Source organism: Herbiconiux sp. J20-20, from assembly GCF_057365085.1.
Genome location: NZ_CP195122.1, coordinates 575,315 through 592,308 on the forward strand (window position 1 = coordinate 575,315; position 16,994 = coordinate 592,308).

19 protein-coding genes are annotated in these 16,994 nt (G+C 70.0%); 7 read left to right on the forward strand and 12 right to left on the reverse strand.

The features are described 5' to 3' along the window. Positions 1–4: 4 nt before the first annotated feature. Positions 5–802, forward strand: a complete 798-nt coding sequence (locus tag ACR3ZA_RS02740; protein ID WP_473659918.1) for an aminotransferase class IV — start codon at positions 5–7, stop codon at positions 800–802. A gap of 5 nt (positions 803–807) precedes the next feature. Beyond that, positions 808–1,494: a VTT domain-containing protein gene (locus tag ACR3ZA_RS02745; RefSeq protein ID WP_473662267.1), complete on the forward strand. Its 687-nt coding sequence runs from the start codon at positions 808–810 to the stop codon at positions 1,492–1,494. A 77-nt stretch (positions 1,495–1,571) separates the two neighbouring features. Here ACR3ZA_RS02745 and ACR3ZA_RS02750 read toward each other — a convergent pair whose 3' ends face one another. From ACR3ZA_RS02750 to ACR3ZA_RS02770, 5 genes are all read right to left on the reverse strand, one after another. After that, complete coding sequence (locus ACR3ZA_RS02750) at positions 1,572–2,483, reverse strand: glycine betaine ABC transporter substrate-binding protein (RefSeq protein WP_473659920.1); 912 nt, start codon at positions 2,481–2,483, stop codon at positions 1,572–1,574. Between the two features lie 12 nt (positions 2,484–2,495). Further along, positions 2,496–3,263, reverse strand: a complete 768-nt coding sequence (locus ACR3ZA_RS02755; RefSeq protein WP_473659922.1) for an ABC transporter permease subunit — start codon at positions 3,261–3,263, stop codon at positions 2,496–2,498. Then, the gene (locus tag ACR3ZA_RS02760; protein WP_473659924.1) at positions 3,260–3,922 is read right to left on the reverse strand and encodes an ABC transporter permease subunit; all 663 of its coding nucleotides are present in this window, start codon (positions 3,920–3,922) and stop codon (positions 3,260–3,262) included. Before ACR3ZA_RS02760 ends, ACR3ZA_RS02755 begins: the two co-directional genes overlap by 4 nt. A gap of 1 nt (position 3,923) precedes the next feature. Further along, positions 3,924–4,745: an ATP-binding cassette domain-containing protein gene (locus ACR3ZA_RS02765; RefSeq protein ID WP_473659926.1), complete on the reverse strand. Its 822-nt coding sequence runs from the start codon at positions 4,743–4,745 to the stop codon at positions 3,924–3,926. A 141-nt stretch (positions 4,746–4,886) separates the two neighbouring features. Next, the gene (locus ACR3ZA_RS02770) at positions 4,887–5,549 is read right to left on the reverse strand and encodes a TetR family transcriptional regulator (protein ID WP_473659928.1); all 663 of its coding nucleotides are present in this window, start codon (positions 5,547–5,549) and stop codon (positions 4,887–4,889) included. 81 nt (positions 5,550–5,630) lie between these two features. Here ACR3ZA_RS02770 and ACR3ZA_RS02775 point away from each other — a divergent pair, with 81 nt between their 5' ends. From ACR3ZA_RS02775 to ACR3ZA_RS02785, 3 genes are all read left to right on the forward strand, one after another. After that, positions 5,631–6,683 (forward strand): phosphatase domain-containing protein, encoded by a 1,053-nt coding sequence (locus ACR3ZA_RS02775; RefSeq protein ID WP_473659930.1) that lies wholly within the window; start codon positions 5,631–5,633, stop codon positions 6,681–6,683. A 31-nt stretch (positions 6,684–6,714) separates the two neighbouring features. Next, positions 6,715–7,491, forward strand: a complete 777-nt coding sequence (locus tag ACR3ZA_RS02780) for a methyltransferase domain-containing protein (protein ID WP_473659932.1) — start codon at positions 6,715–6,717, stop codon at positions 7,489–7,491. Positions 7,492–7,678: 187 nt separating this feature from the next. Further along, complete coding sequence (locus ACR3ZA_RS02785) at positions 7,679–7,999, forward strand: hypothetical protein (protein WP_473659934.1); 321 nt, start codon at positions 7,679–7,681, stop codon at positions 7,997–7,999. 4 nt (positions 8,000–8,003) lie between these two features. On the opposite strand, the gene ACR3ZA_RS02790 is transcribed toward ACR3ZA_RS02785, so the two are convergent. Continuing rightward, a complete protein-coding gene (locus tag ACR3ZA_RS02790) occupies positions 8,004–9,185 on the reverse strand; it encodes a glycoside hydrolase family 3 N-terminal domain-containing protein (RefSeq protein ID WP_473662268.1) in 1,182 nt (393 codons plus the stop codon). A 45-nt stretch (positions 9,186–9,230) separates the two neighbouring features. Here ACR3ZA_RS02790 and ACR3ZA_RS02795 point away from each other — a divergent pair, with 45 nt between their 5' ends. Next, positions 9,231–10,061 (forward strand): UbiA family prenyltransferase, encoded by an 831-nt coding sequence (locus ACR3ZA_RS02795; protein WP_473659936.1) that lies wholly within the window; start codon positions 9,231–9,233, stop codon positions 10,059–10,061. Here ACR3ZA_RS02795 and ACR3ZA_RS02800 read toward each other — a convergent pair. The 3 genes from ACR3ZA_RS02800 to ACR3ZA_RS02810 form a co-directional block, all read right to left on the reverse strand. Beyond that, positions 10,058–11,443 carry an MFS transporter gene (locus ACR3ZA_RS02800; RefSeq protein ID WP_473662269.1) on the reverse strand — a complete coding sequence of 462 codons (1,386 nt, stop codon included), beginning with the start codon at positions 11,441–11,443 and terminating at the stop codon, positions 10,058–10,060. The two genes, ACR3ZA_RS02795 and ACR3ZA_RS02800, sit on opposite strands and share 4 nt — an antisense overlap. Before the next feature lie 18 nt (positions 11,444–11,461). After that, positions 11,462–12,523, reverse strand: coding sequence for an Atu2307/SP_0267 family LLM class monooxygenase (locus ACR3ZA_RS02805; RefSeq protein ID WP_473659939.1), 1,062 nt, complete (start codon positions 12,521–12,523; stop codon positions 11,462–11,464). A gap of 104 nt (positions 12,524–12,627) precedes the next feature. Next, positions 12,628–12,825: a hypothetical protein gene (locus ACR3ZA_RS02810; protein ID WP_473659941.1), complete on the reverse strand. Its 198-nt coding sequence runs from the start codon at positions 12,823–12,825 to the stop codon at positions 12,628–12,630. Between the two features lie 84 nt (positions 12,826–12,909). On the opposite strand from ACR3ZA_RS02810, the gene ACR3ZA_RS02815 reads away from it, so the two are divergent. Continuing rightward, positions 12,910–13,935, forward strand: a complete 1,026-nt coding sequence (locus tag ACR3ZA_RS02815; protein ID WP_473659942.1) for an LLM class flavin-dependent oxidoreductase — start codon at positions 12,910–12,912, stop codon at positions 13,933–13,935. Positions 13,936–13,953: 18 nt separating this feature from the next. Here ACR3ZA_RS02815 and ACR3ZA_RS02820 read toward each other — a convergent pair whose 3' ends face one another. The 3 genes from ACR3ZA_RS02820 to ACR3ZA_RS02830 all read right to left on the reverse strand — a co-directional run bounded on the left by ACR3ZA_RS02820 (position 13,954) and on the right by ACR3ZA_RS02830 (position 16,863). Beyond that, entirely contained in the window at positions 13,954–14,610 is a 657-nt protein-coding gene (locus ACR3ZA_RS02820; protein ID WP_473659944.1) for an arsenate reductase/protein-tyrosine-phosphatase family protein, read from the reverse strand. A gap of 13 nt (positions 14,611–14,623) precedes the next feature. After that, positions 14,624–15,295, reverse strand: a complete 672-nt coding sequence (locus tag ACR3ZA_RS02825; protein WP_473659947.1) for an arsenate reductase/protein-tyrosine-phosphatase family protein — start codon at positions 15,293–15,295, stop codon at positions 14,624–14,626. Positions 15,296–15,375: 80 nt separating this feature from the next. Continuing rightward, on the reverse strand, positions 15,376–16,863 hold the full coding sequence (locus ACR3ZA_RS02830) for a carbohydrate-binding domain-containing protein (RefSeq protein WP_473659948.1): 1,488 nt from the start codon (positions 16,861–16,863) through the stop codon (positions 15,376–15,378). Positions 16,864–16,994: the final 131 nt, after the last annotated feature.

Sequence of the window (16,994 nt, forward strand, 5' to 3'; positions counted from 1 at the left end):
TCCTATGAGCGCAACGACGACCCTCCTGTGGCACGGCGGCGCGCTCGAGCCCGTCGTCGACTGCACCCCCGGCCCGGTGGAACTCGTCGCCGCCGACTCCTGGCTCACCGACGAGGCCCTGACCCTCGCGCTCGACCTTCATCGCGCGCGCTTCGCCGACGCCGCCGAGGCCGAAGGCTTCGAGCCGTCCGAGCTCGACGAGTTCTGGACGGCGGCGATCGCCGCCCTCCCCCGCACCGGCGCCTGGTTCCCGCGCGTCGAGGCGCGTCGACGGCACGACCGACGCGAGTTGCGTCTGCTGCTGCGCGAGGCCCCCGAGCGCCGCCGCTCGGTCACCGTCGCCACCCACCTCGGGCGCGACCCGCGCACCGTGCCGCTCGTGAAGGGCCCCGACCTGGAGGCGATGCTGCGGCTGCGCACCGAGGCTCAGTCGCGCCGTGCCGATGAGGCGGTGCTGCTGAGCGCGGAGGGTTTCGTCGTCGAAGGCTCGACGACTTGTTTCGCGTGGTGGCGCGGCGATGCGCTCGCGATCCCCGACCCGGAGCTCCCCCGCATCGACTCGGTGACCCTGCGCAGCGTGCTCGCGCTGGCAACGGCGCTCGGCGTCGACGTGCTGCACGAAGAGGTCACCCCCGACGAGCTCGACGGGCTCGAGGTGTGGGCACTGAACTCGCTGCACGGCATTCGGATCGTCACGGAGTGGATCGACGGACCCTCCCTCGCCGAGGAGCCGGGCCGACTGCAGCGCTGGCGCGACCGCCTCGACGCGCTGCGCCGGCCGATCGGTGATCGGCACGCCTGATGGACATCAACGCTGCGCTCACCTGGATCCTGGAGCTGGTCGCGTCGGTCGATCCGGTGCTGCGCACCGCGCTCGCCGGCGTCGGGATGTTCCTGGAGACGAGCGTGCTCGTCGGGCTCGTCGTGCCGGGCGACTCGATCGTGATCGTCGCCAGCACCGCCGTCGAGACGCCCCTGGGATACATCTCGCTGCTGGTCGCCGTCATCGTGGGCGCGCTCGGCGGCGAGAGCGTGGGGTTCGCCCTGGGGCGGCTGTTCGGTCCTCGCATCCGGGACTCCCGCCTGGGCCATTGGATCGGCCGCGCCAACTGGCGGCGCGCGGAGTACTACGTGGATCGGAGGGGCGGCCCCGCCGTCTTCATCTCGCGCTTTCTGCCCGTGTTCCATTCGCTCGTGCCGCTCACGGTCGGCATGAGCGCGATGAGCTACCGCCGCTTCTTCGCGTGGACAGCTCCCGCCTGCATCGTGTGGGCGGTCGCCTATGTCACATTCGGCTCGGTGGCGGCGGTGGGCTACCGCGAGCTCGCAGATCAGCTGCACGTCGCCGGGTACATCTTCGTCGGGGTGATCGTCGCGTTCGCCCTGGGGGTCGTGCTCGTCAAGTGGCTGCTGGTGCGCTCCGAGCGTCGCCACTGGGACCAGCCGGGCGACGGCGACGCCAACACGATCGACGACGATCTGACGGCGCCCTGAGAGCGCCGCGACGGCCGTCGCAGACGACGGCGGGGACGGGCGCGATCCGCACCCGTCCCCGCTGATGACTCAGCGAATCAGCTCAGAAAGCCGTTCGCCGTCAGCCACTCGGTCGCGATCTGCGCGCTCGACAGCTGATCCTCGACGCTCTGCACGTTGAGGGCGATGAGGCCGTCAGCGGTCAGCGCGGCGCTGATCGGGTCGAGCACCGACGCGAGTTCGTCGGCGAGGTCGGCGTTCACGAGCGGAACGACGTTCGACGCGAGGAACAGACCCTCCGGGTCGTCGAGGGTGACCAGGCCCGAGGTCTGGATGCGCGGGTCGGCTGTGTAGATGTTGGCGACGTCGACGACGCCCTCGATGAGCGCATCGAAGGTGGTGTCACCGGTGGCCTCGAAGCTGACGGTGACGCCGTACACGCTCTCGAGCCCCGCAGGGCCGTACGGACGCTCCTCGAGCTCCGGCGGACCGCCGAGCACGACACCCTCAACGCTCGCGAGGTCACCGATGGAGCTCAGCGAGTTCGCGTCGGCGAACTCCTGCGTGACCGTGTACGAATCCTGGTCGCTCGCGGACGACTGGGCGAGCACCGCCAGGCTGTCCGGCAGTGCGTCGGCAAGAGCGGCGTACACCTCGTCCGACTGCGTCGCGGTCGTGTCGGCCGCGTAGTACTGGAGGAGGTTTCCGGTGTACTCGGGGAAGACATCCACCTCACCGGCTTCGAGCGCGGGGATGTACGCGTCACGCTGACCGATCTGGAACGAGCGCTCGACGTCGTAGCCGGCGTTCTCCAGCGCCTGCGCGTAGATCTCGGCGACGATCTCGTTCGAGTAGTACGCCTGCGAGCCGACCACGATGGTGTCGGTGCTGCCCGATCCCTCATCGGGGCTCAGCGGATCGCCCTGCGCACACCCTGAGAGGGCCAATGCAACCCCAACCACGGCTGCGCCCAGGGCGAGCCGGCCTTTGTTCCCTGCTGTGTTCAACATGATCTTCCTTACCTAGTTGTTGGTGGGGGTCCCCACCGAACTCGTGCGCAGCCGACTCGGCTGGGCACGACGTGGTCGCGGACGCGGCGCGCTGCGCCCGTCCGGAATCATGCGCTCGGTGATCTGGGCCACGAGCCCGAAGATCGCGTCGAGCGCGAAGGCAAGCGCCACCACCAGCAGGGCCGCGCCGAGCATCTGGTCGTAGCGACGCAACGGGAGGCCTTGGATGATGTCGAAGCCGAGCCCGCCGAGATTGACGTACGCCGCCAGGGTGGCGGTCGCGACGACCTGCAGCGTCGCGCTGCGCAGCCCCCCGATCAGCAGGGGCAGCCCGAGCGGCACCTCGACCTTCCAGAGGATCTGCCACTCGGTCATGCCGATGGCGCGCGCCGCGGAGATCGTCGAGCGGTCGATCGCCTCCAGACCCGCGTAGGCGCCCGCGAGGATCGACGGGATCGCCAGGATGACGAACGCGATGTAGGAACCCGCGGCGACCCGCACCCCGAGTCCGACGCCGAAGGTGCCGAGCAGCAGGACGAAGAACAGGATCAGGCCGAACGACGGCAGAGCGCGCGCAGCTCCGGAGACCGCGACCGCGATCTCGCGCCCCCGGCCGGTGTGCCCGATCAGGTAACCGGCGGGAATCGCGATCGCCGCGGCGATCGCCACCGAGACCAGCGTGTAGAACATGTGCTCGCCGATCCGCGCCCACAGCTCGCCCTCGCCCGCGGGACCGAGGTTGGCGACGATCCAGGCGAATGCCTCGATGAAGAGCGTCATGTCGACACCGCCCGCGTTCGCGCGGGGGCGCGTCGCGCCCACGGCATGAGCACCCGTCCGAGCAGCTGAAGCGCGGCATCGACGACGAGCGCGAGGGCCGCGGTGGCGACGACTCCCGCGAACACCTCTTCCACGATGCGACGCTGAAGACCGTTCGTGAACAGATAGCCGAGGCTCTCGACGCCGATCAGGATGCCGACCGTCACGAGCGCGATCGTGCTGACCGCGACCACCCGGAGTCCGGCGAGCAGCACCGGTCCTGCGAGCGGGAACTCGACCTCCCAGAATCGCCGCCACGCCGAGTACCCGACCGCGGTCGCGGACTGCCGAACACCGGGGTCGACCGAGCCGAACGCGTCCGCCGCCGCGCGAGCCATGAGCGCCACGGCATACAGCGTCAAGGCGATCGTGACGTTGAGCTCGCTGAGGAACGGGATCCCGAGCAGCGGCGGCAGCACCACGAACAGCGCGAGCGACGGGATCGTGTAGAGCAGCCCGGCGACGGTCAGCACGAGTCCGCGCGTCACCCGGTACCGCCACGCGACCCAGCCGAGCGGAATCGCGATGACGAAGCCGAGAACGATCGGAACGACGCTCAAGCGGAGGTGCTCGAGCGTCAGCTCCCCGATCAGTCCGAGGTTGTTGACGATCCAGTTCATGTCAGCGCCGCGCCTCGCTGAGCACACCCGCCGCACGGCCGTCGGAGTCGACCAGGATGGTGCGACCGTCGACCACCTTCTCAGTCAGGGCGCGCTTGCCGCGATCGGCGCCGACGAAGCTGGCCACGAAGTCGTTGGCCGGGTGCGCGAGCAGCTGCTCCGGGGAGCCCTTCTGCGCGACGCGCCCTCCCGTCTCCAGCAGCACGATCTGATCGCCGAGCAGGAACGCCTCGTCGATGTCGTGCGTGACGAAGACGATCGTCTTGCCGAGCTCCTGCTGAAGTCTCAGGACCTCCTGCTGCAGCTCGGCGCGCACGATCGGATCCACGGCGCCGAACGGCTCATCCATCAGCAGGATGTTCGGATCGACCGCGAGCCCGCGGGCGACACCGACGCGCTGCTGCTGGCCTCCGGAGAGCTGCGAGGGGTAGCGCGTCGCCAGGTCGCGTTCGAGTCCGACGACATCCATGAGTTCGAGCGCCCGGGCATGAGCCTCGGCCTTGGAGGTCCCGACCAGACGCGGAACCGTCGCGATGTTGTCGATGACCCGGCGATGCGGGAGAAGTCCCGAATTCTGCATGACGTAGCCGATGCGTCGCCGCAGCTGCACCGGCTCGGTGGTCGCGACATCCTCATCGTCGATGAGGACGGCGCCGGCGCTCGGGTCGACCATGCGATTGATCATCCGCAGCAGGGTCGTCTTCCCCGAGCCGCTCGAGCCCACCAGCACGGTGACCTGGTGGGACGGCATGACGACGTTGAAGTCGTCGACGGCAATCGTGCCGTCGGGGAACTGCTTCGAAACGCCTCGGAACTCGATCATGCGCTGTCCGCTCTCCCTCGGTCGCCCCGTGACGGGATCGTTGCCGGTGCAGAGCCCGCGCGCACTCGCGAAGGCTCCTCACCATCTCAACACATTCGGAGCGGAGAGCGCCGGGGATTGCCAAGGCAATCCCCGGACGCGTCAGCGGGAGTGGTTTGCGGGAACGGCGAAGTACGGCGACATCAGCGCGACGAAGATGTCGCTCGACAGCGCGATGAACTGCTCATCGCCCTCGGGGTCGCGCGTGAATGCGCGCGCCACGAGCGCGTCGCCCGCCGCACTGGCTGCCTCGAACGCCACGCGCGCCTCGTCGGAGCCCGGAAGCTCGAAGCGCTGGACGAGAGCGTCGTACATGTGCGACGCAAGCAGAGCGTTCGCCGACGCGCCGGTGGCCGGTCGCAGGTCGAGCACGTCGCCGAGTCGCAGTGAGGCGAACCCGGGCTCGGTGCGGTAGGCGTCCACCAGCACGGCGACGCCCGCCGACAGCGCAGCGAACCAATCCTCGTGCTGCTCGTCGCGAACCGCGGCCATGACGCGCTCGTTCATGCGCTCGGCGTTGCGAGCCGCGAGGCTCTGCAGCACCGCGATCCGGTCGGGGAAATAGCGGTACACGGTGCCGATGGAGGCACCGGCACGATCAGCCACCATCGCCGTGGTCAGGCGCTCGTAGCCGATTTCATCGATCACTTCGGCCGCTGCATCCAGCAGTGCCGCCAGGCGCGCGGTACTTCGCGCCTGAACCGGCTCGTTGCGGATGAGCGCAGCGGGATCAACCTGGTGATCGGAGAGTTTGATGTGGGACACAGGGGTTCTCCTTCTCGATTCGGTGAGCATACCTTCCGTTACTGTGGCTAGCCCGGATGTTCGCCGTGACACACTGGGACGATGACGTCGAGCCGTTCTGAGCCCGCTGACGGCCCCGCGGAATCGACAACTCTTCACATCGCGGCGCGCATCGAGGACTGGATCCACGAGCGCCGCGCGCGCCGCGCACGACGCCGCGGCCGCGTCGCGACGGTCATCCCGTTCACCGGGTACGGCGGCGACGGCTGGGTCCGCATCCTGGGACGGGTCGTCTACGAAGACCCGGCGCGCGCGAGCGACCCGAGCCGCAGCGTGCGCGGCTGGCGGAGCTTCACCAGCGTGCACGCGGCGTACGCGGAGGTGACCGTGACGAGCGGAGCCGATGCGGAACAGCTGCGCGCCGATCGCGGGGGCGTGCTCGATGCGCACGTCGAGCTGTCGCTGCCGGCGGGCTGGAACACGGTTCGACTGCGCGTGAATGGGGGCGAGGAGGTCGAGGCGCCCATTTTCGTGGTCAGCGGAGAGCACCGCTTCGGCATCCTGTCCGACATCGACGACACGGTCATGGTCACCGCGCTCCCCCGCCCGTTCCTGGCCGCCTGGAACACGTTCGTCCTGGACGAGCATGCGCGACGCCCCGTGCCCGGAATGGCCGTCCTGTACGAGCGGCTGGCTCAGCGGCACCCCGGTTGCCCGGTGTTCTATCTGTCGACCGGCGCGTGGAACGTCGCGCCCACCCTGAGCCGCTTCCTGCACCGCAACCTCTACCCGCGCGGGCCGCTCCTGCTCACCGATTGGGGCCCCACCCACGACCGCTGGTTCCGCAGCGGCCAACAGCACAAGCGCGAAAGCCTGACACGGCTCGCGCAGGAGTTCCCGGAGATCCGGTGGCTGCTGGTCGGCGACGACGGGCAGCACGACGAGGACCTGTACGCCTCGTTCGCGGCCGAGTACCCGCAGAACGTGGCAGCGATCGCGATCCGTCAGCTGACCACGGGCGAGGCGGTCTTGGCCGGTGGCCGCAGCCGGCGACCCGACCAGGAGACCGAGAGCGCTCCGTGGGTCTTCGCGCCCGATGGTGCGGGACTGAGCACCCAATTGCGCGGCCTCGGCCTTCTCGACCCGCGCCCGTAACACAGCCGCTGTCTCGGGTAGCGTGATGAACGTGACGAGATTCGAGGACGGCTCGGCAGGAGACGCGGACTACGCCAAGATCGGCCGCGGCTACGCGAGCATCCGCCAGCCGGATCCGCGGATCGAAGCGCGGATCCGCGCGGCGCTCGGCGCCGCACGCACCGTCGTCAACGTCGGGGCCGGCGCCGGGAGCTACGAGCCCGACGACCTCGAGGTCACCGCGGTCGAACCCTCGGCATCGATGCGTGCCGAGCGGCCTCCGCACCGCTCCCGCGCGATCGATGCGACCTCCGATGCGCTCCCCTTCGCCGACGATAGCTTCGATGCCGCCATGGCGAGCGTGACGATCCACCAGTGGCCCGAGCTGGAGAAGGGCCTGGGCGAGATGCGCCGCGTCGCACGCGGCCCGGTCGTCATTCTGACCTTCGATCCCGTTGTTCCCGAGCCCTGGTGGCAGCCGGTCTACGTGCCCGAGCTCTTCGAGGTCGAGGCACGACGGATGCCGAGCATGGAGCGGATCGCCGCCGCGCTCGGCGGCGCGGTCGAGGTGCAGAAGGTGCCCGTGCCCGCGGACTGCACCGACGGCTTCGGTCAAGCGTTCTTCGCCCGACCGGAGCGCACCCTCGAGCCCGAGGTTCGTCGTGCGATGTCGGCGTGGAGCTTCCTCGACCCCGCGATCGTCGACCGCTACGTGCGCGAACTGGGTGCCGACCTCGAGTCCGGCGCGTGGGACGCGACCTGGGGCCGCTTCCGCACGCTCGACGAGTTCGACGTGGGCCTTCGCCTGGTCGTCGCTCGCCCCAGCTGAGTTTTTCTTGCCTCGACCCCCGAAGGTGGGGTAGAAATGTGCGCGAGGTGGTTGCTGCCCCCGCGGCGGCGCGCTACTCTCAGGAAGGCGTTCGTCGAGTCCCCCATTCTGCGGACGCCGTGTACCCCATCACCAGTGCCGATGTCCCCCAAGACATGCGGTTCTCTCCCCCCGAGAGGAACAGTCGATGTCCGCTGTTCTCGCGGCCGCCCCCCAGGTCGCCAGCGCGGGGTTCCCTGCTGCCCTGGTGGTCGCCGTCGGGGTCACCGCGCTCGTGGCTCTCGGCATGATGATCACCGCACTGCACCGCAGTTCGCGACTGACCCTCGGCCGCGGACTGCTGACCGGAGCGCTGGCACTCGGAGTCGTGGGGGTTGCCGCTGGCGGCGTCCTCGCACTGTCGCCGACGTCGGCACAGGCGACGCCGGCGACCGGCAACACGTACGTCGTCGTCGACGCGGACGACGAGTGGGACGTGCAGCTGCCGACCCTGGGCATCGACGACTGACTCGTCAGCTCACCAGTTCGCGGCAGTCGCCGCCGCAGGTGATGAACGGGCCGGTGCGCCCGGACAGCGCGCGTCGAAGCTCGATCAGTCGACGCACCGACTCGTCGATGCTCGCCTCCGCGATGTCTCCTCGCTCGACGGCGTCGGCGACGGCGTCGGCCACATCAGCAACGTCGACCGGACCCACGTAGAGCAGCAGATCGTTGCCCGCCGCGACCGCCGCCACCGCGTTGCGGATCGGGTCCGCGTACTCCGGAACCCCGGAATTCTGCAGCATCGCCATGTCATCGGTCACGATGATGCCGTCGAAGCCCAGCTCGTCGCGCAGGATTCGATGCCATTCGGGAGACAGCGTCGCCGGCTCACGATCGATCGACGTGTAGACCACATGCCCGAACATGACGAACTCGGCCCCGGCCTCGATGCCGGCGGCGAACGGCGGCGCCTGCGTCGTGCGCCACGCGGACTCGCTCATCGAGGTGGCCGGAAGGCTGGAGTGGGAGTCTCCCGCAACGGCGCCGTGGCCCGGGAAGTGCTTGAGCGTCGACGCGACGATCCCGCGCTCCCCCGCGACGGCCGCCGCGATCCGCGGCGCCGCCTCGGCCGCCGTATCTCCGAACACCCGCGGGTGGATGAACGCGGACCGGTCGGCCGTCACGTCGGCGACGATCCCGAAGTTGATGCTCACCCCCGCGGAGGCGACCAGCTGCGCCCGCTCGGCGAACGCCGCCTCCGCGGCCGCGGGAGGCTGGTCACGCAGCTGTGACGGCGCCGCGGCGTCATCGCCGGGCAGACGCCGCACGATGCCGCCCTCCTGATCGATCGCGACGAGCACGGGGAAACCCGGGTCGACGCTCAGGGAGGCCGTCGTCTCCGCCAGCCGCGGCACCGAGTCGGGCACGTTGTCGCCCATGTAGATGAGTCCCGCCGCGTCGGTGCGCTCCAACTGGGCGCGCAGCGCACCCGCGTCGAGCCCGCCGACGTGGATCATGAGCATGCTCGCGACCTTCTCGCGCAGCGTCATGCTCGCCAGACGCGCCTCGACGTAGTCCTGAAGCGGATCGATGGCCGAGGCGGCGGGCTCCGGCGCCCAGGGTTCGGGCGGCGTGACGGGCGGCGCCGAACAGGCGCTGAGTGTGAGCGCCACCGCCGCGGTCGCGACCAACGCGACCCGGGCCCTGCGCATCGTCGCCACCCTCGCGATGGTACCCGGCTCCCGTACTGTGGTGCCATGCTGCGCCGCGGACTCGCCTTGCTCGGCTCGACGCATCCGGGCCCGAGCGCCGTCGTCACGACGGTCGCGGTGGCGCTGGCCGTCGCCGCTGGGCTCGACGGGGTGCGGGTCGTGCTCGTCGGCGTCGTCATGCTGTTCAACCAGTTCTCGGTCGGACTGTCGAACGACTGGCTCGACGCCGATCGCGACCGCCGCGCCGGCCGCACCGACAAGCCGATCGCGCGCGGCGCCGTCTCCGTCGGTGCGGTTCGCGCCGCCGCGCTCGCGTCGCTCGTCGTGAGTCTCGCGGCGGCGCTGCCGCTGGGCGTTCTCGCGCTCGCGGCGAATGCCGTCAACCTCGCGGCCGGCTGGGGCTACAACCTGCGGCTGAAATCCACGCCCGCGTCGCTGCTGGCCTACCTGGTCGGCTTCGGCAGCCTGCCGGCGATCGCCACGCTGTCTCGCGCCGAGCCGGCGTGGCCCGCCTGGTGGGCTGTCGCGGTCGGGGCACTGCTGGGCGGTGCCGCCCACTTCGCCAACGCCGCACCGGATCTCGAGGACGACGCGCGGGAGGGCATCCGAGGCCTTCCGCAGCTTCTCGGGCGCCGCCGGTCGATCGCGCTGACCTGGGTCGGTCTCGCCGCGGCGGTCGCTGCGCTGCTGCTCGGCTGGGGCGTCACGCCCGCGAGCGTCGCCGCGGCCGTGGCGACGCTGGTTCTCGGTCTCGTCGGTCTGACCACGCCGCTCGGACGCGGCCGGACGCGCGCCCCGTTTCGCCTCATCATGCTCGCCGCGCTCGTGATCGTCGTCGCGCTCGTCACCGCGGGCGAGGCGCTCATCGCCGGCTAGGCCACGGGTGCGTCGGCGCTCTCCTGCTCGGCTCGCGGCTGCGCCGGATTCCGGATGCCGAGCCAGCTGATGACGCCCCCGGCCGCCATCATTCCGGCCGTCACGATCGCCGCCCGGTGGAAGCCATCGAGGTCGAGCTCCCCGCCGATGATGACGGCGAGCAGGGCGATCACGATGAGCCCCGCGACGCGCGCAACGGCGTTGTTGACCGCGGAGGCGATGCCGGAGCGCTCCGGCTCGATCGCGCCGAGGATCGCGGAGGTGAGCGGCGAGACGGTAAGGGTGATGCCCACACCGAAGACGAGGATCCCGGGCAGCACCTGCCACCAGTAGTCGAACTGCGTGCTCACCGACAGGAGCAGCAGCGCGCCGACCGCCATCACAAGCGGCCCGAGCGTCATGAACAGGCGCGGCCCGAATCGGCCCGCGAGCGCCCCCACCCGTGAGCTGCCGAGAATCATGATGATCGTGATCGGCAGGCTGGCGAGCCCGGCGAGGGTCGCCGGAAGCCCGGCACCCTGCTGCAGGTAGACGCTCACCACGAAACCGTTCAGCGAGAGCGCGCCATAGATCAGCGCCGTGGCCACGTTGCCGGTCCAGAAGTTGCGCACCCGATAGAGCCCCAGGGGCATGATCGGGTTGGCTGCCACCCGCTGTCGGAGCAGGAACGCGACGAAGGAAAGGGCACCGAGCGACATCGAGAGCCAGATCGCCGGATGCTCCCAGCCGAGGCTCTGGTGCTCGATCAGCGCGAACACCGGGCCGCCGAGGCCGAGGGTGCACAGCACCGCGCCGAGGTAGTCGATGCGCACGCCGAGGCGGCGCACGTCGCGCTGCTCGAGCATCACCAGCAGCACGAGCGTCACGGCGATGGGCAGCACGTTGATGAGGAACGCGAAGCGCCACGACAGCAGGTCGACGAACACGCCGCCGATGACCGGCCCGGCGATCATCGCACCGCTCGTCATCGCCGTCCAGATCCCGATGGCGCGACCCTGCGCCGCGCCGCGGAAGTTGGAGGTGATGAGGGCGAGCGAGCTCGGCACGAGCAGCGCCCCGGCGACGCCCTGCAGCGCGCGGGCGACGATCAGCAGCTCGGCGGTGGGTGCCGCGGCGATCGCCACCGAGGTGAGGCCGAAGCCGATCAGGCCGATGCGGATGACACGGATGCGCCCGTAGAGGTCGCTGATCGAGCCGGCGACCAGGATGAGCGCGCCGAGCGTGATGAGGTAGGCATCCACGACCCACTGCTGGGTTGCGATCCCGCCGCCGAGCTCGCGCACGATCGCGGGCAGGGCGACATTCACGATCGTGCCGTCGAGGAACGAGACGAAGCTCGCCAGAACGGCGATCGTGAGCACCAGGCGCTGTTCGCGGGTCATGGCAGCCACGCGGTCAGGCTAGTCCTCGGCGCGTGTTTCGGCTGGTGCGCGCTCGGCGAGTAGTTCACGCACCCGCGGGATCACCTCACGGCCGTACAGCTCGATCGCGGTCATCAGGTGCTCGTGCGGGAGCGTTCCCGCCGAGTACTTCAGGTCGAAGCGCTGGATCCCGAGCGTGCGCACGGTGTGCGCGATCTTCTGCGCCACCGTCTCGGGAGAGCCCAGGTGCAGGGCGCCGTCGACCAGCTCCGCATCGAAGCGCGCGCGGTTCGCGGGCGGCCAGCCCCGCTCGGCGCCGATGCGGTCGGCCATGACCTTGTGGTGCGGGTAGTAGAGGTCGGCCGCTTCCTGATCGGTGGCCGCGATGAAACCGGGCGAGTGCACGGCGACCGGCAGCGGATCGTGGCCGAACTGCGCGACGGCTCGGTGGAACAGGTCGACGTAGGGGGCGAAGCGCTCCGGCGCGCCGCCGATGATGGCGAGCGTGAGCGGCAGCGCATGGCGCGCGGCGCGCACGACCGACTCGGGACTGCCCCCGACCCCGACCCAGGTGCGGATGCGCCCCGACTCGGTCTTCGGATACACCGACTGATGGATGAGCGGCGCGCGCGTCGTGCCCGTCCACGACACCTCGCCCTCGTCGAGCAGCTGGGTGAGCAGGTCGAGCTTCTCCTCGAAGAGCACCTCGTACTGCGCGAGGTCGAAGCCGAACAGCGGGAACGACTCGGTGAACGAGCCGCGACCGGCGATGATCTCGGCGCGGCCGTTGGACAGCGCATCCAGCGTGGCGAACTTCTCGTACACCCGGACCGGATCGTCGGAGCTCAGCACCGTCACCGCGGTGCCCAGCCGGATGCGCTCGGTGCGAGCGGCGATGGCGGCCAGCACGAGTTCGGGGGCCGAGACCGCGAAGTCGTCGCGGTGGTGCTCCCCCACCCCGAAGAAGTCGACGCCCACCTGGTCGGCGAGAACGGCCTGCTCGACGACCTGGCGGATCGCCACCGCGTCGTGCACCCGCTGCCCGTCAAGGTCAACGGTGACGTCACCGAAGGTGTCGAGCCCGAATTGCACGTCGTTCATGTCACTGATCCTGCCCGGTCATCCGTTTCGATGCGTTCGCATCTTTACCGTCAACCGCGCCCGCGCGCGGAGCATTCCCGATTCGCACCGACCAGAAGCGGCGGCTACGCCCCGATCTCGGTCAGCACCCAGAAGATCACGTAGACCGGCCAGACGACCGCCTGCAGCAGCCCGAGAATGACGCCCCAGAAGCTGCCGTTCGACTCGGAGATGAAGTAGATCGCCGCGCCGATGTAGGCCAGGAAGAACACGAAGCCCCACGGGCCCGCCTGCTCGACGACTCTGCCTCGATTGCTCGCCACGATGTCCTCCTCACGAGGTTCGCTCCCCAGCGTAGGCCGGGGTCGAGGGGAATGCCAGCGCCGCCCGCGCGCGTTGACTCTGGTGTGAAGAGCATCGGATTCCTGTCGTTCGGGCATTGGTCGGCGTCGCCGGGTTCGCTGGCGCGCAGCGCCGCGGACGTGCTTCACCAGTCGATCGACCTGGCCGTGGCGGCCGAGGAGCTGGGCGCCGACGGCGCCTACTTCCGCGTGCACCACTTCGCCCGGCAGCTCGCCTCCCCCTTCCCGCTGTTGGCGGCGATCGGAGCGCGCACCTCCCGCATCGAGATCGGCACCGGCGTGATCGACATGCGCTACGAGAACCCGCTCTACATGGCCGAGGATGCCGGCGCCGCCGACCTCATCTCGGACGGCCGGCTGCAGCTCGGCATCAGCCGCGGCTCCCCCGAGCAGGTGATCGACGGCGCCCGCTACTTCGGCTACGTCGCACCCGAGGGTTCGACGATGGCGGATGTGGCGCGCGAGAACACCGAGGTGTTCCTCAAGGTGATCGACGGCGCCCGCTTCGCCGAGCCGAATCCGCGCCCCATGTTCCCGAATCCGCACCCGGGCCCGCTCGGCATCGAGCCGCAGTCACCGGGACTCCGCGACCGGATCTGGTGGGGTGCCGCCTCGGACGCGACCGCCGAGTGGGCGGCGAAGCTCGGCATGAACCTCATGAGCTCGACCCTCAAGGAGGACGAGTCGGGTGAGCCCCTGCACGTGCAGCAGCGCAAGCAGATCGAGCGCTACCGCGCGGCGTGGGCCGAGGCGGGGCACGAGCGCGAGCCGCGCGTCTCCGTGAGCCGCTCGATCTTCGCGCTCACCAATGACGAGGATCGACGCTACTTCGTCGGTGGGGAGCGCGATGCCTCCGACACCTTCGCAAACCTCGACGGCTTCAAGGCGGTGTTCGGCCGCAGCTACGCCGACGAGCCCGACAGGCTGATCGAGCAGTTGCGCGCCGACGAGGCGATCGCCGCCGCCGACACGCTGCTGCTCACGATCCCCAACCAGCTGGGCGTCGACTACAACGCCCACGTGCTCGAGTCGATCCTGACGCACGTCGCGCCGGGTCTCGGCTGGCGCTGAGAGCGCCCGCACGATGTCCTAGCGGGCGGGCGTGATCGAGAGCTCGCCGAGCAGGTTCAGCACGCGCTGTTCGATCTCGTCGCGCACCGGGCGCACCTCGTCGGCGGTCCAGCCGGCCGGGTCGGAGAGCACCCATTCTTCGTAGCGCTTGCCGGGGAAGATCGGGCAGGCATCGCCGCAGCCCATGGTGATCACGACGTCGGCGGCGCGCACGACCTCGTCGGTCCAGGGCTTCGGGTACTCCCCGGCGATGTCGATGCCCTTCTCGGCCATGACCTCGATCGCGACCGGGTTCACGCTGTCACCGGGCTCCGAACCGCCCGACCAGCCGACGGCCGCCGCACCCGCGTAGTGCTCGAAGAATCCGAGGGCCATCTGCGATCGCCCCGCGTTGTGCACGCACAGGAACAGCACGGTCGGCGCACCGTCGACCTCGAATCCGTCGGCGCGGGCGAGCGCGCGCAGGCGCTGGCGCGCGAATTTCTCGGCGAGCACCGGGAGGAAGTTCGGCACGGTCGCGGTCGCGGCGAGCTTCTCGTGCGAGCTGTGCAGAAAGCGCTCGATCGTCTCGAGGCCGAAGGTGCCCTCGAACTCACGCGCGAGTCGTGCCGCCGAGGTGCCGAGGGCCGCCTGCTGGTCGATGGTCACGGTCGCCCGCGGCTGCTGCATGGTCATGTTCGCTCTTTCTCTAGGCGGCAGTGAGCCGGGGCGCGAGTTCGCGGATGCGCCTCGCGATGTCTTCGAAGGCGGCGTCGAAGGCCGCCTCGGTTCCGACGCGCACCGGGTCGGGAACCGACCAGTGGATGGCGGGCACGCCGGTGAGCTCTTCGTGGGCGTCATCGCACACGGCGATGACGAGATCGTCGGGCGCGCGCACCGCGCTCATGGCCTGCGGCGTCGCCGATGCCAGAGCCAGTCCGTGGCGCTCGGCCGCGGCCACCGCCCCCGGCGCGATGCGCTCGGCGGGATGTGTGCCGGCCGAGACCACGGGGATCGCGCTCGCGGTGCTCCACAGCGCCGCGGCGAGCTGGGATCGGGCCGAGTTGCCTCGGCACACGAACAGCACGCGGCGGGCGGTGCGGCGCTCGGATGGCACGAGACCGTCGAGCGCGCCGGTCACCAGCCGCACGTAGCTGCGCCGCCCGTCGGCCTCGGACTTCGACCGCCGCACGATGCCCGCCTGCTCCAGCAGGTTGAGGTGATGCGCGAGCAGGTTCGACGGCACCCCGAGGGCAGCCTGAAGCTCCGTCGGCGACTGATCGCCGAGCGTCAGCAGGTCGACGATGTGAAGTCGGGTGACATCGGCCAGCGCCGCGTGGTGGGCCGCGCGGCGCTGTCGTTCACTTTGCTCAGCGTTCATTGAGTCAATGATGACTGAGTTAATTCACGGCGTCAAGCCGCGCCGACCGGGATCTCCGATCGGCGCGGCTCCGTGTCGGACTACGGACGCTGGCCGCCGCCTGCGCCACGGCTGTCGTCGAACTCGAGCACCTCGTCGCCGGTCACCGAGACCGCCTCCGAACCGGCGACCGTGATCGTGTAGCTGGCGCCGGCCTCGATCTGCGGGGAGGCGATGAAGATCGACGCCGTCTCCTGCACCGTCGTGTACTCGACGACCACCGTGCCGTCCTCGGCGACCACCTGCACCACGTCGCCGACCGCCGCCTCGACGTTCGTCCAGACGAAGCCGCTGCCCGAGAAGTCGCCCGAGGTGTCCATCGCCGCCTCTGGTCCGGTGTACGGGGAGGTCGAGATCACGGTGCCGCCGGTGACCTCGGCATCGCCGTTCGAGTCGATGCCGTCGCCGCCCGCGAACACCGTGACGGTTCCCCCGGAGATGAGAATGGTCGACCCGTCGGAGCCGCCGCCCTGCCCGCCGGTCGCGCTGCTCGTCGAGCCGTTGAGCCCGTCATCGGAGGAGACCACGTCGACGGTGCCACCGGCGATCGTGAGCGCGGAGCTTTCGAGGCCTTCGTAGGAGTCGACGACGTCGATGACGCCTTCGGCCACGAACAGCACGGCCTTGGCGTTCAGACCGTCGCCCTCGGCCTCGATGGTGGTCTCCCCGCCCGTGACGACGATGTCAGTGGTCGCGTCGACCCCGTCATCCCCGGCTACCAGCTCGAGCGTGCCGCCCGCGAGGTGGATGTAGCCGCGCGTCTCCTCCTCCTCGTTGTCGCTCTTCAGCGCGTCGCCGCCCGCCGTCACGTCCAGGGCTCCGCCTTCGATGGTCAGCGAGTCCTTGCCGCGCACGCCGTCGTCCACCGCGTCGACGGTCAGCGTTCCACTCAAGATGACGAGATCGTCTTCGCTCGTGATGCCGTCGTTGCCGTTGCCGACGACGGTGAGCGACCCCTCGCCCGTGATCGTGAGGTCGGCCTCGCTGAACAGCGTGGCATTCACATCGGCGTCGTCGGAATACGAGGCGGTGTCGCTGAGGAAGCTGTCGCCCTCGAGCGAGATGACCACGTCATCCGCGCTCACGACCGAGACCGCCGCGGAGGTCGCCGACGAGATCGTGGCGTCATCGAGGATGAGGGCGACGACGGCGTCCTCCGGAGCGTCGACGACGAGCTGACCATCGAGCGCGCCCGTCACGAGGTAGGTGCCGGCCGCGGTGATCGTGACCGTGTCGCCGGAGACGCTCGCGCCGCTGCCGTCCACCGTGGCGGTGGTGCCGGCGAGAGCGATCGTCGTTCCGGGGTCCGGATCCCACTCGTCCGGGTTCACCGTCGTCGCGTTCTCGTTCGCGGCGAGGATCTCGTCGGCGGCCGCCAACGCGGCGGTCAGCACCACCTCGGACTCGGTCTCCTCGGCGGCGACCTCGGCGGAGGCGGTGGTCTCGGCGACGGTGCAGCCGGTGAGCACGACGGCTCCCACCAGGAAGGTGGAGGCCGCAGCGGGGAGGAGGAAGCGTCGTGTGCGCATCGTCAATCCTTTCGATCGAATGCCCCCATCCAGCCCCCGCTCGCTATGCGATTCCTATGCCTTCGCTACGCGCTGACCGCAAGGGTCGTCCGCCTCGGGCGTTTGTCAGGCTGCGCAGTCGGCGCTCATAG